This is a genomic window from Mycobacterium sp. Marseille-P9652 (assembly GCF_902652685.1).
Lineage (GTDB): Bacteria > Actinomycetota > Actinomycetes > Mycobacteriales > Mycobacteriaceae > Mycobacterium.
Genome location: NZ_CACRUY010000024.1, coordinates 21,798 through 44,265 on the forward strand (window position 1 = coordinate 21,798; position 22,468 = coordinate 44,265).

The 22,468-nt window shown below is 63.2% G+C and carries 24 protein-coding genes; 17 read left to right on the forward strand and 7 right to left on the reverse strand.

What is annotated here, in order from left to right; translation table 11 throughout:
* Nucleotides 1-174 precede the first annotated feature (174 nt).
* Nucleotides 175-1,026, forward strand: a complete 852-nt coding sequence (locus GPY60_RS14370) for a TauD/TfdA dioxygenase family protein (protein WP_156688342.1) — start codon at nt 175-177, stop codon at nt 1,024-1,026.
* 238 nt (nt 1,027-1,264) lie between these two features.
* Here GPY60_RS14370 and GPY60_RS14375 read toward each other — a convergent pair whose 3' ends face one another.
* Nucleotides 1,265-1,624 (reverse strand): DoxX family protein, encoded by a 360-nt coding sequence (locus GPY60_RS14375; RefSeq protein WP_156688343.1) that lies wholly within the window; start codon nt 1,622-1,624, stop codon nt 1,265-1,267.
* Between the two features lie 532 nt (nt 1,625-2,156).
* On the reverse strand, nt 2,157-2,786 hold the full coding sequence (locus GPY60_RS14380; protein WP_231639651.1) for a TetR/AcrR family transcriptional regulator: 630 nt from the start codon (nt 2,784-2,786) through the stop codon (nt 2,157-2,159).
* A 279-nt stretch (nt 2,787-3,065) separates the two neighbouring features.
* On the opposite strand from GPY60_RS14380, the gene GPY60_RS14385 reads away from it, so the two are divergent.
* Nucleotides 3,066-4,280 carry an acyl-CoA dehydrogenase family protein gene (locus GPY60_RS14385; protein ID WP_156688344.1) on the forward strand — a complete coding sequence of 405 codons (1,215 nt, stop codon included), beginning with the start codon at nt 3,066-3,068 and terminating at the stop codon, nt 4,278-4,280.
* A gap of 23 nt (nt 4,281-4,303) precedes the next feature.
* On the opposite strand, the gene GPY60_RS14390 is transcribed toward GPY60_RS14385, so the two are convergent.
* Together GPY60_RS14390 and GPY60_RS14395 are read right to left on the reverse strand one after the other, a co-directional pair.
* Nucleotides 4,304-4,930 (reverse strand): TetR/AcrR family transcriptional regulator, encoded by a 627-nt coding sequence (locus tag GPY60_RS14390; protein WP_197283677.1) that lies wholly within the window; start codon nt 4,928-4,930, stop codon nt 4,304-4,306.
* Between the two features lie 85 nt (nt 4,931-5,015).
* Entirely contained in the window at nt 5,016-5,519 is a 504-nt protein-coding gene (locus tag GPY60_RS14395; protein WP_156688346.1) for an SRPBCC family protein, read from the reverse strand.
* Nucleotides 5,520-5,924: 405 nt separating this feature from the next.
* Between GPY60_RS14395 and GPY60_RS14400 the strand changes: the two genes are divergently transcribed.
* The 14 genes from GPY60_RS14400 (at nt 5,925) to GPY60_RS14465 (ending at nt 17,952) form a co-directional block, all read left to right on the forward strand.
* Nucleotides 5,925-6,422, forward strand: a complete 498-nt coding sequence (locus GPY60_RS14400; protein WP_197283678.1) for an SRPBCC family protein — start codon at nt 5,925-5,927, stop codon at nt 6,420-6,422.
* A gap of 746 nt (nt 6,423-7,168) precedes the next feature.
* The gene (locus tag GPY60_RS14405; protein WP_156688348.1) at nt 7,169-8,062 is read left to right on the forward strand and encodes an ABC transporter permease; all 894 of its coding nucleotides are present in this window, start codon (nt 7,169-7,171) and stop codon (nt 8,060-8,062) included.
* Between the two features lie 35 nt (nt 8,063-8,097).
* Complete coding sequence (locus GPY60_RS14410) at nt 8,098-8,904, forward strand: ABC transporter permease (RefSeq protein ID WP_231639655.1); 807 nt, start codon at nt 8,098-8,100, stop codon at nt 8,902-8,904.
* A gap of 51 nt (nt 8,905-8,955) precedes the next feature.
* Complete coding sequence (locus GPY60_RS14415; protein WP_231639656.1) at nt 8,956-9,966, forward strand: Mammalian cell entry related domain protein; 1,011 nt, start codon at nt 8,956-8,958, stop codon at nt 9,964-9,966.
* Nucleotides 9,963-10,964 carry an MlaD family protein gene (locus tag GPY60_RS14420; protein WP_156688351.1) on the forward strand — a complete coding sequence of 334 codons (1,002 nt, stop codon included), beginning with the start codon at nt 9,963-9,965 and terminating at the stop codon, nt 10,962-10,964. The genes GPY60_RS14415 and GPY60_RS14420 overlap by 4 nt, the downstream gene beginning before the upstream one ends.
* Nucleotides 10,961-11,920, forward strand: coding sequence for an MlaD family protein (locus GPY60_RS14425; RefSeq protein ID WP_156688352.1), 960 nt, complete (start codon nt 10,961-10,963; stop codon nt 11,918-11,920). Before GPY60_RS14420 ends, GPY60_RS14425 begins: the two co-directional genes overlap by 4 nt.
* Nucleotides 11,921-12,048: 128 nt before the next feature.
* Nucleotides 12,049-13,023, forward strand: a complete 975-nt coding sequence (locus GPY60_RS14430; protein WP_156688353.1) for an MlaD family protein — start codon at nt 12,049-12,051, stop codon at nt 13,021-13,023.
* Nucleotides 13,020-14,015, forward strand: coding sequence for an MlaD family protein (locus GPY60_RS14435; RefSeq protein WP_156688354.1), 996 nt, complete (start codon nt 13,020-13,022; stop codon nt 14,013-14,015). The genes GPY60_RS14430 and GPY60_RS14435 overlap by 4 nt, the downstream gene beginning before the upstream one ends.
* Nucleotides 14,012-14,962 (forward strand): MlaD family protein, encoded by a 951-nt coding sequence (locus GPY60_RS14440; protein ID WP_156688355.1) that lies wholly within the window; start codon nt 14,012-14,014, stop codon nt 14,960-14,962. Before GPY60_RS14435 ends, GPY60_RS14440 begins: the two co-directional genes overlap by 4 nt.
* A 9-nt stretch (nt 14,963-14,971) precedes the next feature.
* Complete coding sequence (locus GPY60_RS14445) at nt 14,972-15,736, forward strand: hypothetical protein (RefSeq protein ID WP_156688356.1); 765 nt, start codon at nt 14,972-14,974, stop codon at nt 15,734-15,736.
* Between the two features lie 29 nt (nt 15,737-15,765).
* A complete protein-coding gene (locus tag GPY60_RS14450) occupies nt 15,766-16,413 on the forward strand; it encodes a hypothetical protein (RefSeq protein WP_231639652.1) in 648 nt (215 codons plus the stop codon).
* A gap of 43 nt (nt 16,414-16,456) precedes the next feature.
* On the forward strand, nt 16,457-16,894 hold the full coding sequence (locus GPY60_RS14455; protein WP_156688357.1) for a hypothetical protein: 438 nt from the start codon (nt 16,457-16,459) through the stop codon (nt 16,892-16,894).
* Nucleotides 16,887-17,378, forward strand: a complete 492-nt coding sequence (locus GPY60_RS14460; RefSeq protein ID WP_231639653.1) for a hypothetical protein — start codon at nt 16,887-16,889, stop codon at nt 17,376-17,378. The genes GPY60_RS14455 and GPY60_RS14460 overlap by 8 nt, the downstream gene beginning before the upstream one ends.
* An 88-nt stretch (nt 17,379-17,466) precedes the next feature.
* The gene (locus GPY60_RS14465; RefSeq protein ID WP_156688358.1) at nt 17,467-17,952 is read left to right on the forward strand and encodes a hypothetical protein; all 486 of its coding nucleotides are present in this window, start codon (nt 17,467-17,469) and stop codon (nt 17,950-17,952) included.
* A 234-nt stretch (nt 17,953-18,186) separates the two neighbouring features.
* Here GPY60_RS14465 and GPY60_RS14470 read toward each other — a convergent pair whose 3' ends face one another.
* Together GPY60_RS14470 and GPY60_RS14475 are read right to left on the reverse strand one after the other, a co-directional pair.
* On the reverse strand, nt 18,187-19,830 hold the full coding sequence (locus tag GPY60_RS14470; RefSeq protein WP_156688359.1) for a thiamine pyrophosphate-binding protein: 1,644 nt from the start codon (nt 19,828-19,830) through the stop codon (nt 18,187-18,189).
* Between the two features lie 230 nt (nt 19,831-20,060).
* A complete protein-coding gene (locus tag GPY60_RS14475; RefSeq protein ID WP_156688360.1) occupies nt 20,061-20,702 on the reverse strand; it encodes a VOC family protein in 642 nt (213 codons plus the stop codon).
* A 159-nt stretch (nt 20,703-20,861) separates the two neighbouring features.
* On the opposite strand from GPY60_RS14475, the gene GPY60_RS14480 reads away from it, so the two are divergent.
* Nucleotides 20,862-21,371 (forward strand): nuclear transport factor 2 family protein, encoded by a 510-nt coding sequence (locus GPY60_RS14480; protein WP_156688361.1) that lies wholly within the window; start codon nt 20,862-20,864, stop codon nt 21,369-21,371.
* Nucleotides 21,372-21,612: 241 nt separating this feature from the next.
* Here GPY60_RS14480 and GPY60_RS14485 read toward each other — a convergent pair whose 3' ends face one another.
* Entirely contained in the window at nt 21,613-22,374 is a 762-nt protein-coding gene (locus GPY60_RS14485; protein ID WP_156688374.1) for an SDR family NAD(P)-dependent oxidoreductase, read from the reverse strand.
* Between the last annotated feature and the right edge of the window lie 94 nt (nt 22,375-22,468).

Below are 22,468 nucleotides of genomic sequence, written 5' to 3' on the forward strand. Positions count from 1 at the left end.
TCTCGCGGCACGGTAGTTGACGTGTCCATACAATCACGCAATAGGCTTGATTATGCAAGTCAATAGCGTTAAATTGAGCGTGTTGATCGCGAGGGCATCGACTTCCTCAACAGTCTGTGTCGGACAGAAGCATGCGGACGGGATCGAGACTCGTCCGGCCGAAAGGATGCACATATGACAACTACCGTTCACCGCGCAACCGAGGCGCCGGCGGGGCTCGAACTCGTTCATCTTTCACCCACCATCGGAACCGAAGTGCTCGGCATCGACCTGCGAGAACAACTGGACGACTCGACCATCACATGGCTGAGGTCTCTGCTGCTCGATCGGAAAGTGATCTTTTTCCGCGACCAGGACATCACCGTCGAGCAGCACATGGATTTTGGCCGCCGCTTCGGCGAATTGGAGATCGTCCCGTTCCTGCCGCAGCACCCGCAATACCCGGAGGTGCTCACGATTCGGCGCAGCGCTGACAACAAAGCCACCGAGAATATCTGGCACAGCGATGTGAGCTGGCGGGAGGAGCCGTCGTTGGGCAGCATCCTCCGAGCGCGGGTAGTCCCCGAAACCGGCGGAGACACATTGTTCGCCGACATGTGCCTTGCCTACGACCGGTTGTCGGAAGGCTGGAAACGTCACGTCGAGGGGCTGACCGCCGAGCACAGTATCGCCCACAGCTTGGGCGTGTACATCGACGATGACACTATGCGCGCGATGCTCAAGCAGTTCCCGCCGCAAACTCATCCTGTTATCCGCACCCATCCCGAAACCGGGCGAAAGCTGATCTACGTCAACGACGCCCACACCAGCCGGGTCGTTGGGGTCAAACGCGAGGACAGTCGTTGGGTGCTACAGCATCTCTATCAGCAGGCGTGGTATCCGGAAGTCCAGTGCCGGTTCCATTGGCGCCCCAACAGTATTGCGTTCTGGGACAACCGCGCCTGCCAGCATTACGCGGCCCAGGATTACTATCCGGCGCAGCGGGATATGGACCGGGTGACCGTCGTCGGTGACCGCCCGTTCTGACTAGGTGGTACCACCGTGTTCTGACTGGGTTGTCCCACTCTGCCGCCCACACCAAGGCTCCGCCCCCACCGGCTGCTCAGAGTCGGTGGGGGCGATGTCTTGAACCCGTTGTGGCGCGCAAGAGCTGACCGCGGGCCGCTCGGACGCCGGGCATCAAAACCCCTAATTGATAAACCCCTTTGAAGCGCCGGCCGTCCAGCCCGGTCGATCGGCGCGCAAAGCGGGGACAGTGCACGGCTCAGCGTGCGGCGCTGCGGACCAATGACGCCGAGACCGCCGCGCCGACCGCGGTGCCGATGGCCGTCGGAATCTCCCTGCGGCGCAGATGCAGAAGCGTTGCGCAGACCAGGACCGCCAGTATCCCTCCGTTTGCCGGGATACTCAGCGCCCGAGGTACCACGCGCGACACCGCCCCGAGCGAAACGACGGCCCCTCCTGCGGTCTCAGCGATCCCCAGCAACCGGAACTGGGCAGGGCTGAGCGGCCCCTCTGCCAGCCGACCCCGGATCTTCAGGGGCTGCAGGACAAACAACAGGCCATGGAGGACGAACAACGTACCGATAGCGGCGGCAGCTCTGCCTTGCGGACGTGCTGACATCGAACCTCCCTAGCGCAAGCGATCGAGACGGTCAGCGGCGGGCACGTGTTACATACCGAACTCCACCACCAAGGACGTGATCCACCGTCTCCGTGGCCCCTGGTACCGCGCTTCGACGAGCCACGGCAAATTAGTACCTATCGCGAGACGATCTTATGAGAGAAATCATGGTAAGTGCAATACGGTCGCATAGCGTGCAATGCGTCACCTGGAGGCGTGGCCCGGTTTGCCGCGCCGCGCCCGAACATGTCGAGTCGACCGGATGCGGCTGATGGCACAAGCTGTCGCGCCCCGCTCAGCGCCTGTCCTGGCGGCCGATCGGTCCGATTAAGACCTGCTCATCGCGTGCACTGGCGAGCTGCAACTTGTAGCTCGCCAGCCATCGTGTCGATTCCCGGGTGACGGCGTCGGCCAGGGGTTCGGCTCATTTGCGTCACCCACGTGTACGGCTCGCCGACGGACGCGCGGCCGGCCCAAACAGCAACAGCTCAACACCTCCCACGCGGTGTTGTCGGACCGACCGCCTCGCCGATCACAGATCAAGTTCTCGCAGCGCCTCTTGCGCACTGGCCAGCAGAGCGCGCTGCGACCGGCGCGATGTCGTGCGATGGCGGCGCAGCCAGTCAAGCGCACCGACAAACGCTGCCGCCGCAATGCCGGCACGCTCCTCGCGTCGGGGGCCGGTGAGCCGGCGGCTGCAATGCTCCTGCGCCACTGCCCGAATGGCGTCCTGACCGACCAGATATCGCGACCGCAGCCGGCCCGACTCGGCGCACAGGCTCATCCTGAGCGTCTCGAGCGTGGCGTTCTCGTCAAGCATCCCCAGTACGTCTTCCATTGCCGCCGAAAGGCTCTCTGACAGTCGTTCATCAGGCGGGCGCTGCGCAAGCGCCCCATTTATGGCCTCGGTCATTTCCTCGCCATCGGCGAAAAGCACATTCTCCTTCGTGCCAAACAGGCGAAAGAAAGTCGATACATCGACATCGGCGCGCTCGGCGATCTCGTTGACAGTCACCGCCTCGTAACCCCGTTCGGCGAACAGCGCCAACGAGGCCTCGCTGAGCGCCCGCCGCGTCGCCGACTTCTTGCGCTCCCGTCGCCCCGGCACCGCCGTCGTCCGGTCGACGGTGTCGGCCGGAGCGTTGCTGCGTTGACGTGCCACCGGCCCACGCTACCGCACCGGCATGCGGATTTGCGCTCGCCACGGCGTGCCGTTCCGCGCGACTCCACCGGCATCGGTCACGATCACCGATGCGCTAAACCCGGGTCGCCCACCCGTGCCGAGCGCTGCGCGCTCGACCCAACCTCTGGCGATCCGGACTACCAAAGTGCAAGAGACTTGTATCTACAAGTTAGGCGCATATGCGTGGTAGTGTGGCGGGAGCGCTAACGGCTTGAGCGAGCGCATGCGACAGCAGGGATCAATGAAAGGTTCGCCGACATGACTGACATCGCGACCGCACCACGACGGGACGAGGGGTACGCCGACCCCGTGAGCGCGGCCCGCAGCGTCGCCCCGGTTCTGCAGGACAACGCGCTCGCCGGAGAGCGCCTAGGGCGGCTGACCGATGCCACCGTGGAGGCCATGCTCGCCGCGGGACTCTTCGGGCTCAAAGTGCCCCACCATCTCGGCGGCCTCGGAGCGGACCACGTTTCGGCGGTGCTCGCGATCGAGGAAATCAGCCGGGCCGATGCCTCGGCGGGCTGGTGCACCACGGTTTCCAACCAGAGCAGCGCGGTAATCGCGGCGTCTCTGGATGCTGAGGGACTCAACGAGGTGTTCGGCGGTGGCCAGGTGGTGATTGCCGGGGCGCTGCAACCCCGCGGCACCTCGGTAGCCAGCGACGGCGGCGCGCTTTTCTCGGGCGAGTTCGCTTGGGGCAGCGCATCGGCGCATGCGACCTGGTACCTGGCGGGCGCCCCCGTTCAGACTTCGCACGGGGGAGTCACGTTACGGATGCACGTCCTTCCGATCGAAGCGTGCCGGTTGCACGACAACTGGGAAGTCGCGGGCCTAGAAGCCACCTGTAGCCAGGATGTGAGCATCGAGGAAACCTTCGTGCCGCAGCGGCGGGTGTTCGATCTGCAACTCGCCGCCGACTCGTTCGCCGCGGGGTATGCCGGCGGGTCAACCGGCAACGGGGGAGGGCCGTCCGAACCGACGGGCATGTCGCTCAAGGAATCCACCGTGATCGGCCTGACCGGCGTGGCGGGCTGGGCACTGGGCGTCGGCCGACGCGCTCTCGACGAGCTAGAAGCAATCGCACCCCATACCAAGAGACTGCTCGCCCCCGGCCCGATCGCGGAGGACTTCCGCGTGCAAGTGGGGCTCCAGCAGGCAGAGGCCCGGCTACGCGCGGCGCGCTCCCGGCTTGTCGAAGCGCTCGAAGAATTGCAGCGCGCCGCCGCCCGGGGCCCCGTCGAGACCGCGCTGAGGGTCGACATCTTCGAGGTGTCGTTAGAGGCGACCGCAGCCGCACGCGCCGCAGCGTTGTTCGCCTATGACAGCGCGCCGACCTCGGTCGTCTTCCGCTCGTCTGTCATTCAGCGCTGTGTGCGCGATTTACTGGTGGGGCTCAAGCACGCCGCGGTGAGTACTGCGATGCAGGCGAAAGTCGGGATGGCTCGCTTCGGGCTCCCCAACCACGGCCTGTAACGGTAACGGGCCCACGGGGCAGTTCAGCGTTTGGCGTCAAGGTCGCGGCAGTACGCCGTAATCGGCTCCAGCAGACGCTGAACTTTGCTGACCACCGTTCTCGACGTGGGCGTGCGCTGAGAGTTAACGATATCTCGACGCACCTCTTCGAGTGCCGCGATGAAAACCGCGGCCAGGATGTCGGGGCGTGGGTCGTGTCGTCGCTGCACCCCCACCCGATCCGCGATGCCCTCGGCCAGCCGGTCACGAATCCGTTCGTTGTAGAGAAAGTGATAGGCGCTGAGATCCTCACTTTGAGACATCAGTTTCAGCTGTAACGCGGCGCGGTGGCTGTTGATGACGACGCTGTCGACAAGTACTTCCAAGATGGCGCGGACCGTCTCTTCGAGAGGCTCGTCCGGGGGACGTTCGTGCAGGACCGACTCGATGATCGCCGGGGCGCGCATAGCATCCTCGTACAGGACAGCTTCTTTCGACCCGAAATGCCGAAAGAAGGTCGACGGATCAACGTCGACGCCCGCGGCGATATCGGCGACGTTCACCTGGTCGTATCCGCGCTCGATGAAAAGCTCGAGGGCCGCCCGCTCCAGTGCCTGCTTGGTGGCGCGCTTCTTGCGTTCGCGTCGGCCGAGCTCTTTCTGTTCCATCATCGATCGCCGCCATCGCATCTGCCGAGCCGAACCACATGTATGCACGTCACGGGCTCAGTCTAAAGGTCGCCGCTGCTCACGCGGACTAAGCAGCGCCCCGGCGCGGGGAGCGGTCGGGCGCTCCCGAGCCCGCCGGGCGGCTCTTCACCGCACGCCACACCGCGCGGGTGATGTAGTGAACCGTCGCCGCGCGCATCAGCGGTCCGGCGAGGCGGACAAGACGCGCGCCCGGTGCGAACACGCCACGCAACTCGACGTCAGCCGTAATGGTGAGGTGCGTACATCCAGACATAGTGGGACGCAACTCCAGGACGTCGTGCGCAGTCACCCGATGGCCGCGCACCACGTATTCACACCGGCGCGGCCGGTCGAGGTCCACCACTGTCAGCACTATCGGACGACGGGTACGCAAACCGTGCAGCCGAATCTGCCACCGGGCACCCTGCTGCATGGACTCGTCGAGCAGTACCGCCTGTCGAACAGGCTTGTCCCACTCGGGCAACCGGTTGAGATCGACGAGGTAGTCGAACACCGCCTCCGGCGAGCCGGGCACATCGAGTTCCATCACATTGCGTTCGGTTGCTCTCATCTGTTTCTCCGATGGTGATCGCCGACTTCAAAACACTGTCCTCGTCCGCGGACCACAATGCTCGTTGGCGATCGTCGTCCGGCTGTCCGCCCGGTGCAGACGCTAGTCTCGCCAGCCTCGTGTGGGCGCCTCCATCGGTGGCACAACGGTATCCAGTCTTCCGCTGATGTGCAACTAACTAGCTTATACATGTGTCTTGCATATACGGAGGCAACCCGGAAAACGCAATGAAATTGGATGTGCAATTAATTTGCATCACTTCGTATGCCCGGCTAGCGTGAAACGCAGTGGAGCTCGGTGGCGCGACCCTTTCTGGGAAAGGTCATTTCGCCGTACGGCCACCGCGCGGATCTGTCAGAACTTCAGCGAGAGCGATGCAACAGCCTAAACGGAAGGCGGTGGGCGGTGACCACTATCGGACACTTCAGCTTCCACGTCGAGGCTTCGGCGCACCGTGCCTTCGATGTGATCGCCGACCTGCAGGGGCTGCCGCAGTGGGATGGTCCCGTGGCACGAATCGACTCCGTCGATGATCCCGAGGCCAGCTACGAACGTCGCACCTACCGCGTGCTGATGCGGCCCGTCGTGGCGCGCATTGCGTTGCACATGACGGTGGCTGCGTACGATCCGCCGCGGCTGCTCAAGCTAGCCGTTAACGGGCGATTCATGCACAGCACCGACACCTGGCGGGTAACTTCGCATGGCCACGGCACCCACGTGGCACTGACGACGGAACACACGCTGATCGGCATCTTTCGCATCTTCGCGCCGTTGTTCGCTTTGGCCAAGCCCGTGCAGCGGCGGGCGCTCAAGCAACTGAAGGCGATCATTGAAGATACCCCGCAGCCCCAACCCTTGGCCTTCGGCGACGACCGTGCCGCCGGGCCGACTTCTCCTGTGTGACGCCGGTGATGAGATGCCGGCGTCCGCTCGTCATCGCCGCCATAGACCTCTTCGTCGACCGGGGTGTCGATTTCGTGACCCGCGGCACCAGCGGTGCCTAGGCGATACCGATGACGCGCAGTCACGCGTCCCCCAAACTTCGCGGGTTGTGCGGGCCTGAATAGCGGTTCTCCCGCGCGGCGTCATGATTCCCGCCTCGGGCACATATAGCGCCTCGTATTGGCGGGTCCTCCCGCGCTCCTGGGTGCTTCTCTGCAACACCGGTTCGGCCTGGGGCGTCCGTTGCTCGGATCTGTGCACCCCGCCGGCTCTTGCAGACACCAATGACGCCCGACCGCCGCAGCCCTCCGGCACCTGCCTGACTCTTGCTAGTGCTGGCGCATTGATTCTGCGACACCATTGCGTTACTTTGTTGTGGTGCGGGTCACGTTGGGGTGGTGTTCGGTTGTCCGACCACCTTGGGTGACCCGTGAAACTCGCTTGTCCGCAGCACATTCGGGGTGCAAAATCACATCTGTCCGTTCATCAACCGGCGTCAGACCTCGCAGAGCCGCCCGTGCTTCGAGGTGCGTTGGAGTCGATAGCCCTCTGAGGCGCCGCAATGGTCGGATGCGCGCCGTCGACCGCCGATGCTGCGTCGTGTCTGGCCTGGTGACCGCACGGCGCGGTCGAATTGCCGCGACGTCGAGTGCCACGCATCAAGCGCGCGGCATTTGGACACCGATCGTGCTCGTCGGCGGCACGACATGACGTCAACGGTGGCCGAACGGCAAAAGGACGTGGTCGGCATAGTCACTCCGGAACCTTCCGGCACCGCGACGCCTGCCGGCACGTTGGGTGCGGTTGCGGCACGTGTCCGTGCGATCCCTGGACGTTCCCTCGCGACGATCGGCCGCTGTGCGGCGCTCGCAGTCGCCGTCGCGCGCTACGCGGTCCTCGACACTCTCACGTTGAGGTTGCCGGTCAATGAGCTCTTGGTCCAAGCGTGGAGTCTCCTCAAAGTCACGGCTTTGCCCGCGGTTTTGATGGCGGTTCCTTTTGGTGCCATGGTCTCGGTCATCATCTCGGGACTCGTCAACCAAGTCGGTGCCAGCTCGCTCATTGGTGCTTCGAGCGGGGTCGGCGTCGTCCGGCAAGGTGCCCCGCTTACCGCGGGCCTGTTGCTGGCCGGGGCGGCGGCTTCGGCGATCGCCTCAGATTTCGGCGCGTGGGCGATTCGGGACGAACTGGACGCGCTGCGGGTGATGGGCATCGATCCCGTTCGCCGCCTGGTGACTCCGCGATTCTTGGCTGCCGTGGCAATCGCCCCCACGCTGATCACCGTCATTCTGGTGGCAGGCACCGCAGCTTCCTACATCATCGCCGTCGTCATCAGCGACGTCACGCCGGGCAGTTTCTGGGCGTCGTTCGGCATGTTCGCCCACGCCACCGATGTGTGGTTCGCGATCGTGAAAACCGTTGTGTTCGCGGCGATCGTGGCGATCATCTCGGCACTTCGCGGCATGGAGGCCGTGCACGGGCCGCGCGGAGTTGCCGATGCGGTGAATTCATCGGTGGTGCTCAGCGTCATCTGCGTGGTGACCGCCAATCTGGCCATCACACAATTCCAGGTCATGTTCTTCCCTACGGCGATCGCATGACGCCGTCGAAACTTCCCGCCCTCCAGCTGCTAGGCATGCAGCCCATTCGTTGGTCATTAACAGAGACCGGGCAATGGATAATTTTCATCGGCCAGACCCTATGGACGTTGCCGCTGACAATCCGGCGGTACCGCCGCCAGACAGTGCAGGCGATGAACAACCTGGCGTGGGGACGGGGCTCGATCATCGTCGATGGCGGCACGATCAGCGTGCTGGTCATCCTCGGCGTCGTGGTCGGCGCCTCAGTCGCTGTCGAGGGATATGCGACTTTGAACCTGATCGGTTTCGGTGCGCTTTCTGGACTGGTGGGCGGGATCGGCACGGTCCGCGAGCTCGCGCCGTTGATCGCCGGCATCGCCTTCACATCGCAGGCGGGCTGCCGAATGACGGCCGAAATCGGCACGATGCGCATCTCCGAAGAAATTGAAGCCGTCGATGCGATGGGCCTACGACCGATACCGTTCGTGGTGGGCACTCGGCTGATCGGCGGATTAGCCGTCGTCATACCCGGCTATCTGCTGACCCTGGTCGGTGCGTTCATCGTCCAAGGCATCGTCATCCGGGATCTTCTCGGGCAGCCGGCCGGCACCTACAACCATTACATGGTCATGTTCTTGACCCCGACCGATCTCGGCTTCTCCGTACTCAAGGCAAGCATTTTCTGCGTAGCGGTGACGTTGATCCACTGCTACTACGGATATTTCACTTCCGGCGGGCCGGCCGGTGTCGGCCGGGCGTCCGGGCGCGCCGTCCGCGCGAGCCTCGTCGCAATCATGAGTTTGGACTTCATCCTCACGGTCACGATATGGGGGTTCCAGCCGCAGTATGTGTTCAAAGGGTAGCCCACCGCGATGTTGCTGAGGGGTTCGGAGAAGCGTCAAGTACGCACGTTGATGGTCGTCGGCGCGCTGACGATTCTGTGCGCCAGCGTCGTTGCGGCCATCGTGGCGTTCAGTCCCTCGGGCGGCCGTCCCCATGACCGCATCACCGTCGCGCTCGATACCCCTTTCGTCGGTCAGGGCGTGCGCGCCGGCACCGCGATCGTCATGCACGGCGTCGAGGTGGGCAGGGTCACCAGCATCTCGAGTCTGCCCGGAGGCGGAATCCGTTTGTTGAGTGACCTGCAACGGTCTTCGGTGGCAGGACTGACTGACACCCTCAAAGTCGAGTTCCGGCCGATCAACTACTTCGGGGTCACCGGCGTCGACCTCCAAGCCGGCCTCGGTGGCCGGCAACTGCGCGACGGAATGCGGATAGGCGTTGCGCCTGAACAGAATTCCACACTGCAGGCGTTGTTGTCACGCCTCGGCGAAGTGTCGGTCGGCACCCTGACCCCGCAGCTGATCTCGGTCATCGACCGAGTCGGCCAATACACCAACGCTTTGACTCCACTGCTGGAAACTGTCGTGATCACCTTGCAGGCCGTCGCTCACGTCCAGACGGTCCCGGCGGCGCGCCTGTTGGCCAACGCAACCGGGATCAGCGTCGTCGTTCCGGGCTTTGTCCAGGGCATCGTCACCGCCGGCGACGGCTTCATCGACGATCTCCTGGGGCTATCGAAGGATGACTTCTACGGCCCCAACGGATTGCGGATCGCCAACGAGGTGGGTTCGACGGAGGTGTTCAGCGGGTTCGGCCGGCTGGAGGCCAATTATGTTGACGACTTGCTGCCCCTCATCGACGGCAATAAGGCGCTCTTCGATCCTATCCCCGCACTGTTCCGGCCCGATGACTTCGCCACTACTCTCGTGCAGCTGCGTGAACGCTTCGAGAAGATGTTCGCCGGAAACGGCGAGCAACGAGCGTTGCAAGTGCGCATCGTGTTGGACAGCTTGCCCGGCGTGGCCGCTGGGCTCGGTGGCGCGCCGCAGGTTCCTTCTGACGAACCGCAGGGTTCGCAATGACATCGCGCGCGGCGCTGTTGCGTTTGGCGGTCGGCGCGGGCCTGACCGTGGTGCTGCTCATCTTGCTGCTCAGCGGGGTATCTCGGCCGATCGCCGCGCAAACCCGAGACTACACAGCAAGATTCACCGACGCATCCGGTCTGTATCAGGGCGCCGATGTCCGCGTCCGCGGCGTGCTTGTCGGACGGGTGCTGGCCACCCGGCTCGAGCGCCGGCAGCGTCAAAGCGTGGCCTCGGTTCGGTTTTCGCTCGACACGAAATACGGGATCCTGCCCGACACCCGTGTGGCGATCAAGTACCAAACCCTTACCGGCACCCGCTACCTCGACATCGTCAAACCGTCAGATCACTACCAGCCAAGCGATTTGGTAACCGATGTTCCAGTCGCGATGACCATGCCTTCTTTTGATATCACGATGCTTTTCAACGGACTGCAACCGGTGTTCGCCACGCTGAGTCCCAGCGAACTCAACACGTTCGCGGCCAACGCCGCGAACGTCCTGTCAGGTGACGGCAGCGGTCTGGCGCCGCTGCTAGACAGCATCCACAAGCTGACGCAATTTGTGGCGGACCGCCAACAAGTCGTGTCCACGCTGATGCGCAATCTCGCCGAAGTCGCCGACACCATGGCCGGACACGGCAAAGATCTCATCCAGGTCGTCGACTGGGTGAACCGCCCGCTCGACTCCGCACTGACCGTCCTTGACGAGCTACGCAAATCACAGCTGTACGGCCCTGATTTCGTGGCCCCGGTGATCCGCTTGCTGAGCAATCTCGGACTCAAGCCGGGGATCGACGTCGACGCTGCGCTCGACACCGCGTTCAACAATGTGGACCGCACCGTCGACGCCTTCAAATTCGTACCGGTGATGTGGGAGAACATCCTGCCTCCCCCCGCCGCTGGGCAACCTGAGCCCTGCGCCCGCGGCCGCGCGCAGCTACCCGCGACCATGGATGTCCTGTTAAACGGCCAACGGGTGATCCTATGCAACCGATGAAGATACTGAGAAAGCCCGTGGCATGGGGCGCTGCGGCTTTGGCGATGATCACCGTGGTGTGCGCTGTGGCCGCCCTGCTTTATCTGAATCCGCCAGCGCAAAAGACTGTGGTTTTCTACACCGACGACGCGGCGTCGGTTCATCGCGGAGACCAGTTGCGAATCGCCGGCATTCCCGTCGGACAGGTGAAAGACGTTACGCTGGAAGCGGATCGCGTCCGCGTGTCGGCCCGCGTCGACAACAGCGCATTCGTCGGAGACAAGTCCGAGATACAGGTTCGCATGCTCACCGTGGTGGGCGGATACTACGTCAATCTCGTCTCGCTCGGCGATGCTCCGCTCGGCGACAACACCATTCCCCTCGAGCGGGTGACCATGCCGTACAGCCTCATCCGTTCCCTCAACGACGCCACCAATGTGACCAACAACCTCGCCACCAAACCGATCAACGAGTCTCTCAACGAGCTGCAGACCGGTTTGACTGGTTCAAACGTGGAGGTGCTCAACGCGACCATCGACGCCGGCAACTCGCTGATGTCGACCATCGATCGACAGCGCGGACAAGTCACGGCGATCCTGAACCTTTCCGATGAATACCTTCAGCGGTTGAGCGATTTCCGCGGAACGCTCACCGCGATGGTGCACAAGCTCGCCATCGCCCAAGCCGCACTCGAGTTGTACAGCAAGGGATTCGCCGCGGCGCTCAAAGGCATCGGGCAGGCCCTGGAGGGTATCAAGCCGCTCGGTGAGTTCTATGACAAACACCGCGACCAATTCCTGGAGAAAGCCCGCAACTTCATCGCCAAAGGCCGGCTGTGGATTGATCACAACGGCGCGATCGTGCGCGGCTTGCGCGTCATCCAACGACACATCGAGCGGGTACTCGACGTCGAGCAGTCCCCTCCGGAGTTGTTGGCCACCGATCTGTGTATCCCTATGCCGGGTGTTCCGTGCTAGCGCTACGGGTCGGGTCGCAGAGGATCCGTCGAGCCGTCAGCACCTGCATCTGCGCGGGCGCGGCGGCCCTGGCGTGCGGGTCGTTCACCGCCTTCGGTCACGAGCAACAGACCGACTACTGCGCGATCATGCCCGACAGCGTTGGGTTGTACGTCGGAAATCCCGTCACCCAAATGGGATACCCGATCGGCACGGTCACCGCGGTAACGCCCGGACTTCGTGGTGTGCGCGTCGACTTCACCGTCACCGGGAGCCGCCGTTTTCCCGCCGATGTCAGAGCCGTCACACGGTCGACGTCAATCCTGGCCGACCGGCAACTGGAGCTGGTCGGCAATCTGACCTCAGGTCCTCAGTTGCCGGCCAGAAGATGCATTCCACTCGAGCGGTCCTCGACGCCGAAAAGCCTCTCGGAAATGATTGGGTCGGCGAACACCTTCCTCAATGCCATCAACCCTGACGGCTCGACGAACATCGGCGGTGTTGTCGCCGGCCTTGACCAAGCGCTTCGGGGAAGCGGCCCAGGCATCCGCCAGCTGCTGACTACGAGCTCAGCGGTGCTTGACGCACCCGACCAGGCGATCAGCGACATCAGGTCGATCATCCTCAATCTCGCTCAGCTCACGGCAACGCTGCGCGATATCAGAGGACCGCTCAAAGACATCATGTTGACGACGTACACCACGACCCCCGACATCGTCGACGTTCTCAACGGTGGGGGATTGATCTCGGATCCCGTCACTTCACTGGTCGGGGCCGCCGCCGATATCGAAAGCGTTTTGGGCGACGAAATCCAGACGCTGCTCAATGATGGGGAGTATTTCCTGCGCAAAGCAAGCGCGCACCCGAACGTGTTGTTGTACCTCGGTTTCATCAAACCCGCCCCGGTGATCCTCAACAAACTGGAGAACTTCGTAAACCGAAAGCAATTCAACATCCGATACCGGCCGCCGCTGTATCGCATCGGCACCCCCATCGACGGGCTGCTTACCTGCGGCCGGCTGAACGCAGCCAGCCCGGGCAGCTGCACCGACGTTGCCGGGAAACCCTACGCCGTCGATGTCGCTTTGCTGCAGTACGTGTTGACCGAGGCCGCCAAACGATGACGCGCCAGATCACATCACTCGCCTTCGCCGTCGCCGCAGCGCTGGCCATGTCGTCGTGCGCCTCCATCGACGTCAATGCCCTTCCGAGTCCCGGTAATTCGTTTCAGGGTGGCTACGACATCGTCATGCAGTTCGACAACGTGCTCAACCTCCCGGCCCGCGCCAAGGTCACCCTCGACGGGATAACAGTCGGCGTCGTCACTGATGTCGCGATTGCCGGCAACCACGTCGATGTGACGTCGCGGATTGATCCCGCCGTGTCGGTGCCGTCGAATATCCATGCCGGACTGCAGCAAGCAACCCTTCTCGGGGACATCTACATCGCACTGGATCGCCCCCCGCCCGGCGGACCGGCGGCCTCCCCGCTGGTGCCGGGTGCGCGAATACCCGCCGCCCAAACCACTTCTCCGCCGCAGCTCGAGGACACCCTCGCGCACCTGACCGATTTCCTGGGCAGCGGATCCATCCAACGTATCCAAAACACTGTGATCGCGCTTAACCGGATAACACCGCCCAGCAACAACTTACGCAAAATCGCCGCCCAGTTCACGGCCGATGTCGATGACCTCGCCGGTAACCTCGACACAGTTGATCTGCTCGTGCACGGAGTAGCTCAGACGGCGGCAGTCCTGCACGACTCGATCCCTTCTCTGCAGACGTGGTTTTCGTCGAAAGGTATGAGCGCCTTCGACTACGGAACTCAGCTGTACGGCTTTGCGGGTAAGACTCTGCCAAGTGTCGGCAGCGTGTACTCCCAGGGCTTCTGGCTAGTGCCCTTCCTCAACTCTTTTGCGGACGCCGTGGGCGCCATCCAGAAGTCCAAGTGGGCGTTCGAAAGTGAAGTACCAAAATGGCGCCGCCTGTTCACCGACTTCTTCCTCCCGCAAGACAAATTCCCGGCGATCAACATCACGTCCATTCTCGGGCCGGACGGGCGGGAACTGTCCGGCAACGTCCACGATGTACTCAGAATCCTCGGCGCGGCGCCATGAGACGCGCCGTCATCTCCCTCACCATTTTCGCCGCCATCATCGGCAGCGCTATGAGTTACTTCGGGTCGATGGGGGTGCGTATCAAGCCATCGTCTCACCGCACCAACCTGTCGCTGGAAGTCACCGACGTCAATGGGCTGGTGCCCGGTTCCCGTGTGTTGTTACGCGGTGTGCCGATTGGTGAAGTGACCGAGATCAATACCACCGTGACGGACGCGACGGTGACGTTTTTCATCGATGGACGCTACGAGATTCCCGTCGATACCGACGTTCGTGTGGAAAACCTCTCCGCGCTCGGAGAAACCTACATCGGTTTCCTGCCTCGCGGCGACCGCGGACCGGTCTTTCGCGACGGTCAGCACATCCCCGCAGCAGCCGTCACGGCGCCGCCCTCGATCTCCGAACTAGCGACCAGCGTGGGACGTGTGCTGCATCAATTGGATCCTGGTGCGCTGCAACGCATAGTCACCGAAGCCGATGTCGCGTTGCCCGTTCCCACCGAGGTGGTTCCCAACTTGTCTCGCGCGGGCAGTCTGCTCAGGCACACCGCAGCAATGATGGACGGAAACGGGCGGGCCCTACTCGACAATGTCCAGACACTGCTCCGCAACGCCGAATTCGTCGGCCCGGTGACCGCCTTCAACGCGAAATATCTACCGGTGATGAACCCCTACCTTCGGTTCCTCAACTTATCCGAGTTGGCGATCTGGCGTCGAGGCGGCGCGGCGATGATCCACCGGTTCAACCATCTGCTCGAGCGTCTCGAGCACTTCTTGGACCACGCGGGAGGCGATCTGAAGGTGCTGATGCAGACACTGCTTCCCTACCTGAATGACATGTCAGGAGCGCTGATGAACCTCGATACGGGGCAGATTTTCAACAACATGCTGGCCGCTGTTCCGGAGGACGGCGCTGTGACCCTTCATGTGACGATTCCGCCGAGATAGGAGCCGACGATGAACGCTGAGGCATTGGAGAAAGGCGCAATCATGAGTCAAAACGGAACCGGCGCTTTGTCGCCGGAGGCCGGAGCCGCGAAACCGGAAACCACCGCCGACGACACGACAACCGGCGAGGCCGACCAACCCAACGGTGCCGTCAAAGCGCCGTCCGAGGCCGATGTCACGACCGACGTGCGCGAGCGGTCCTCAGAGGCCGAGGATGCCGGCAACGCGTCGAAACCGGGGGGTGCGTGGCGGCTGTCGGTCTCGGTCAGCCTCCGCGGCTTGCTCGTTGCTGCCTTGGTCACTGTTGCGGTCGCCGCGGCGGCCACCTTTGGCTGGCTGTACTTCGATGCGCGTCAACAGCTGGCCGCTCAAGCGCACAGTGCCGCCAACAACGCGCGCGCCGAGAAGATATCGCTTGACTACGCGACTGCCGCCGCCGCCATGAATTTCCAAGACCTCAACGGCTGGAAGTCCAAACTTGTGGCTGGGACGAGCCCGGAACTCAAAGAGAAATTGACGAAAGCCGCCGATTCCATGGAGCAGATATTGGTCCCTCTTCAGTGGACGTCGACTGCTCAACCGCTGGCCGCCAAAGTGCGATCCGAGACCGCCGGGATCTACGTCGTGGATTGCTTCGTAGGCGTGCAAACCAAGACCGTGCAAGCACCCGATCCTCTGCAGTCCACCGCGACATACAGCCTCACCCTCGACAGCAACAAGAACTGGCAGATCACCGATGTCGGCGGCATCAGTGCGGTGGTGGGGCAGCGCTAGCGCAATTCCGAAGAAAGAGATGGTGTCTGATGTCCGTCAACCGGCCCCGAGCGGGCCCTACGGCCCGCCTGCTGACGCGGCGGTGCGGCCACGCGGTGACGGCGGCTTGCCTGACGGCCGCAGCGGTCTTCTCTGCGCCCGACTCGGCGGCCGATCCGCCGTCGAACGATCAACTGATTCGTCCCCTGCCGATCATCGTGCCCCGGCCGACGAACTGGCAACCGAAGTTTCCTTTTCCCTACGATCAGACGAGAAGCCGCGTCACCGACGCCGATATTCAGGCCGAACGCGAGATGTGTCAATGGTTTACCGCGCAGTACCAGACCGTCAACGATCAGATCGGCAGACTGCAATTCAACCGCATCCAGCCTGACGGCACCGACGGAAACTACAACGTGGACGGCCTGCAACGACAAGTTGACATCGTCGTCGGCAACATCAATCAGTCACTGGAGTTCCTGACTCCTCGCGTTCAGGCGCTGACCCAAAGCCAAGACTTCGCCGGTGATGTCTACTTTCCCATCTACAAAGGCGACGCTTTTTACGGCTTGTGGCAACAGCTTTCCAACGTTCGGGACGGCATCAATGCCCATCAGCCGGACTGGTTTACGGGACCTTCCTATCTTCGCGCAAAGAAGTGGGCGAGCGAAATCACCCGGTCACATGTGTGCGACTAGAGTTCATTCGCCAGTTGCAAACCGACGCCCAGGTCGACGTCACGTGCAGCTCATCGCATCGACGCTGTGTGTGCTCGTGATGTCGGCGCGGCCACCCGCCGCGGCGGCGGAATTCTCCGATGAGCTGAGCGATGCGGTGAATCAGGCCCGTGCATCGTCGTGTGGTTCGTTGCGTTTCGATCCGCTGATCACGCGTGCGGCGACGGCGGCACTGCACTCGACCGAGGTCTACTTGATCCACGATGCGCGAGTTGTCCCGGTCAACGACCCGCTGCCGATTCTGAAAGACCTCGGATCGGGTGCCCGCCGCGCAAAACTCATCAACGGCGCGGGTCGGAGCGAAGCCGACTCGATCAAATCAACTCTGATCATCGGCTACCGAGATATTCCTGACTGCTCATACACCGCCTACGGCGTCAGCACCTCCGACCTGACCCCGTCGGGGTACTACCTGTCGGCGCTGATCATGACAGATGCCTGACAAGTTCGGGACCGACTATCCGAGCGGTGGCGTGGCGGACCGCTCACCCGGCCTTGCCAGCACGCCGAGGGCGCGATTGGGCATGACTCGGATCGCCGTAGCGGCAATCGCCGTGAGCACCGCTGCGGCTTCGGTGGTATCGGCGCCGCGCGCACGTGCAATGGACAGCGTGACTTATGAAGTCAGCTCAGACCTCGTGCCGGCCGCGAATGTCGAGTACTACGACATGGCGCGTCGGATAGCCCTCGCGCAGGTCGCCCTCCCGTGGCGAACGACCGTCAACGTCGCCCAGGCGGCAAGCCCGACGAGAGACGGCGCGGAGATCCGCGCGGATTGGCGGCCGTACCGGTGGCGCTACAAATACGTGACGGTGCGGATTTACCGAGGAGGAGATCTCTTGTGTGAAAGCACACTCGACGTCGGCGACGCGACCTGTTACGGCAGCACGCCGCACCGGAATTATCCCGAGACGGGCGGCGGATGACCAGCCGCCGTCATACGGTATCGGCCGGCGCCTTGAAAGTAGGGTTAAGTTGAACATGCTCAGACGCTTTCATATCAATCGCTGTTCTATGGCCACGCTCTCCATGGTGCTCGGGGTGCTGGCCGCCGCGGCACCGTTCGCTTCGGCCGACCCGATAGACAAGCCCATCGAGCCCAACCCCTACCCGCCGGACAGCGTCGTGCTCACCTCCTACACGCGAGTCGATCCCGCTGATTACTTCATGCCCGGACTGTACGGTGTCTACTTCTTGTCGCCCACAGGGCTCAATTGCGGTGTGTGGCTGCGAGGGAGCTTCGGGTGCGAGGGCGTGCTTCCCGGCGCGCCACCGGGAACCGACCACATCGGTTGGTTCAACGGCGATACAACGGTGCATCATGACCCCTTCATCGCGATCGGATTTCCGCATGTGCGCGCCGCCCGGGTCATGCCACCCCGCAGCTACGTGAATTGGAACGAAACGACCTGCGTGATCACCGCCGATAACAGCACCTACTGCCATCGCGGAATGTTTCGCTTCATGGTCACCGGCAGCTACACCGCCGTAATGGGCTGAATCGCTTTGGCGCTTGGACTGATCGGCGCAGCGCAGGCGTCCTCAGAACAGTGGTCTTCAGCTGCTGTTGCTGCGGCCTTCGAAGGTCGGTGCCGGGATCAACGCCGACGACAGGGCCGGGTCGTCGGGCCCTCCTCCCATCGCGTGTGCGTTGGGGCGGCGAGATCCATCGGTCACAACTGCCTCGGTGGGCCGCTGACGCCGAAGAAGCCGCGAAATATTTTGCGGAAGAGGCTAAGCGGGACCCCACGACGAGGGCGCTGCGACGGCGGGATCGGTGCGCACGTCGATGAGGGCGGGTCGTCCAGCGTCGAGCGCTTCGGCGACCGCTCGGTGTATGGCGTCGGGATCGTCCACCCGCTGCGCGTGACATCCGAAACCGCGCGCGACTTGCACCAAATCGACGTCCTCAAACTTCCAATTCTTCTGCTGGGCAACGCTATCCGAATCCCACAGGAACATCTCCTGGTTCATCCCGACGTTATTGTTGACGATCACAACGATGTTCAGGCCGTAACGGCAAGCGGTCTCGAGCTCGGCGAGATGGTAATAAAGGCCCCCGTCACCGGTGAAGCACACCACTGGCCGCTGCGGGGCCGCGCACTTGGCGCCCAGTGACGCGGGAAGGCCCCACCCCAGCGAGCCAGCCGCCCGCACGAACGTCACGTCGGACCGCGGCCGCAGGTGGCGCGCCGCCCATGCCCCGATGTGTCCGGTGTCGCCGACGAGAATCGCGTCAGCGGGGAGCCCAGAACTGAGGTCGGCCAGTAGCCGCTCGGGTCGGGTCGGCACCGCGGACGAGGTCTCCACGTCGGCGACGATGGCGTTCCACTCGGCGCGAAGTTCGCTGACCCGCTCCTGCCACTTCGCGGGCACACTGCCCGTGCAGCGGGCGGTCAACTGACGCAACACCATGTCTGCGTCGCCGGCCGCTGCCACGGTGCCGGGGTAATTGCGTCCGATCTCGCCCGGGTCGATGTCGATCTGTACGACTGTGGCGCCGGATCCGACCAACGTCCAGTTCTTCGTGGACATGCTGCCCAGCGAACTTCCCACCACCAAGACCAGATCCGCCTCCGACAGGGCCCGGTTCGCCGAGTCCCGACCGTAATCACCCGCCGTGCCCAGATACAGGGGATGGTCGTCACCGATCGCGCCCATCCCGTTCAACGTTGTCACTGCGGGCATCGAGAGGGTGGCGAGCAGATTGAGCACTGCCTCCTCGGCGCGCGAACGTTTGATTCCACCACCGATCAGCATGATCGGTCGTTCGGCGGCGGCGATGCGTTCGGCCGCATCGGCAACCCGCGTCGGGTCAGCGGCAAGCCGCGCCCCAGGTACTTTCCGGTGCCAGGGCTCAATGGCCACCGGCGATGACACTTCCTCGAAGGTCGCTATGCCGAAGAATCCAGCGAGCCGCAGATGGGCGGGTCGGGGGACGCCGGTGGTCATCTCGCGATACGCCTGGCGCAAGAGGTCCGGTGCACGGTCTCCTTTGTCGACGGCCGCTTGATATTTCGTGACCGGTTCGAACGCCGGCGCGTCTTCTACATCTTGATAGAGACCCTTGTACCGGGTCGCGGCCTCCGGCCCGCCCGTCAGCGCGAGCACCGGGGACCGCGCGAGGAACGGTTCCCGCAACCCAGCCGCAATATTGGTCGATCCGATCGCTTGCGACGCGCACACACCAGGTCGACCGCTGACGCGCGCGTAGCCATCGGCCATGTAGACCGCTGCTTTCTCCCCGTGAGTCACCACTGGGACCACACCGCGGCCGATCAGACTCTTCATCAAAAGCGGCGACAACACCGGTACGTAGAACAGGTGAGTCAGGCCGTAGTCGCACAACATCTCCGCCATCGCTTCCGCAGCGAACATCGTGGCCTTCCGTTCCCGCCGGACGATCTCCCGGCATTGCGCAATCCGTTGTCAGGTCGAAATGACCCGCATTTACTTCGCATCGCATGTTTTGTGCAGCGGCGCTGCGCGTCAGCCCACTTCCTCGCTTCTGCGGTCGTCACGATTGGCTAGCGCCGGCGGCCCTTCGAGTGCCGGCCGATACGGCGCTCTGGTGCCGACTTTCCGGGCCACCGCAGATGCACCCCTTGTCAGCTCGGCTGAGGCTGCCGCCACGCGCCCCATGTGACGAGCTCACGGACCGGCTCACCCTCCTCGTAGCGACGCAGCAACTCCTCAGGGTCAAGGATCACACCGACCACGTTTGCCTGGCCTTCGGGCGAGTCGATGAACTCCTGCGCCATATCGAGGGGCAAATTGTCGATCTGCAGCTCGATGCGGTGACCGTCGGGATCCTGGTAATACAACGATGTGCATGTGCCGTGATTCACGGCAATGAGCGGGGTGACGTTCTCGTCGCGCAGCCGTACATACGTGTTCAACATGTCGCCCAGGCTGTAGTAGGTGAAGGCGATGTGCTCCAGGCCGGGCTCAACGGAGAACTGCAGAGCGTCCGCGCCGGCCGTGGCGGCGCGCTCCCCGTCGTCTTTTACAAGCGCGCTGGCGCCGAATGTCTCGGTCTCGCGAACGCTTCCGCTGACTTGCACCAGACCGATGCGGTGATGCTCTTCGTCGTAGGTAAGCCCCGCGAAGTTGTCGCCGACGGTGACGACCCGCGCGCCGAGCAGGTTGCAATACCAGTCCAAACTTCGGTGCAGGTCACTGACCCGCAAGACGATGTGGGCGAGTTTGTAGGGAACAGTTCGGGCTCCGTCTACGGTCCTGGTGCTCATGCAAGGCTCCTACGTCGTCGTTGATAGCGCGCTCATCGCAGCGCAGATGACGCTATCGAAGATTCGTACATAACGCAAGAGACTTGGATTTACTATTAAATTGCATATACTGTTGTTGCGTGTCGGCAGATGGCGGCGCTTCGCATCGGGTGGAGCTAGATGTCGCAACCCGCATCCGCTCGCATCGGGCGACGTCGTGAACCGCGTGAAGAACGACAGGCAGGGAGGACTCAGATGGATACTTCTACTGAACTTCAGCAACTACTGGCGGCCAACTTCTCGGCGCTCGACCGCGCAGACACGGACACCGAATTACGCTGTTATACAGAGGACGTCACTCACCATTCGCCGGCCGGAGCGTTCGAGGGGATCGACAGTTTGGCGGCCTTCAGCCGCTCGCGCGCGGTGGCGGCCAATCGAGGCCGGCGCAGCATCCACGTCGTCACCAACCTGCATATATTGCGCGACGACGGCAACGAAGTCGACTACGAATTTCTCATTTCGAATTATCAGCTGTCACCCGACGAGCCGACCAAGGCGCGAGTGGTCCTCGCCCGCATGACCGACCGGGCGCGGCGCGTAGAGTCCCGACTTCTGGTGTCGCGGCGACAGGCCGAGGTGCTGCTCGTCCTCGACGGCGCGGCGGCCTCGATAGCGGCCACGCGCTGAGCGCTACTCGACCACCATGCCGGTTCGATTGGCGATCACCAAGCCTAGCGACAGTAAGCGGTGAGCCAATGCCGAAGACGGGCGCGTTGCACTTCTGAATCCGAATCGCCCTGCCCGCGAGAGACGCTCGGTCGACACCACCAGTGATGCGAGAAAGTCTCCCGGCTACCGATCAGTCCGTTAAACCCGGTGTCGGCCCTCGGCGTTCAAGCGATTGCTCGTGGACCCTCACCTAACGCCCTCACGTGATGGTCACGCCGCCATCGACCACGATGGTTTGTCCGGTCACATAAGCGCCGGCATCAGACGCCAGCCACACGGCCGCCGCGGCGAGTTCGGCCGGATCCCCAATGCGCTCCAGCACAATCCGCGGAGTAATGCGCGCAAAGTAACCGCCTGGGTACTGGTCGGTCATCTCGGAGGCGAAGAAACCCGGAGCGAGGGCGTTGACACGGATTCCGTGTCGGGCCCCCCATTGCTGGGCCAGATCACGGGTAAGGCCCAACAGCCCGGCCTTACTGGCGCTGTAAGCAGCCTGCGGCAGGCCGGCAGTGGTAAGCGCCAGTGCGCTGGCGATGTTGACGATGGCGCTGCCTCGCTGCATCACTTTCGCGCACGCCTGCGCCGCCCAGTACGCCCCATTCAAGTTGGTGTCGATAACTCGCCGAAACTCGACCGGTGACTCTCGGGTCGCCGGTACCGCGGCGCCCACGCCAGCGTTGTTGACCAAGATATCGATGCGCCCGAACTCCTGCACCGCAGTGTCGACCATGTGGTAAACCGAATCGGGCTCTGCCACATCAGTTTTGACGCACAGTGCCGCCCGCCCCGCGGTGCGCACCTGGGCCGCCGTTTGCTCCAGCCGATCGATCCGCCGGGCCGCCAGCACCACGTCCGCGCCCGCCTCGGCGAAGGCGGAAGCGAAAGCCACCCCCAAGCCCGACGATGCGCCCGTCACCACGGCGACCCGACCGTCAAGCCTGAACTTGTCGAGGATTCCCAATTCTCTTCGTCCTGTTGAGATGACGCTCAATCTCGTTGGGTGCGGACGCGCATGCGGATGGCCACCTGTCGTCTACGGGGTAGAGCCTACAATA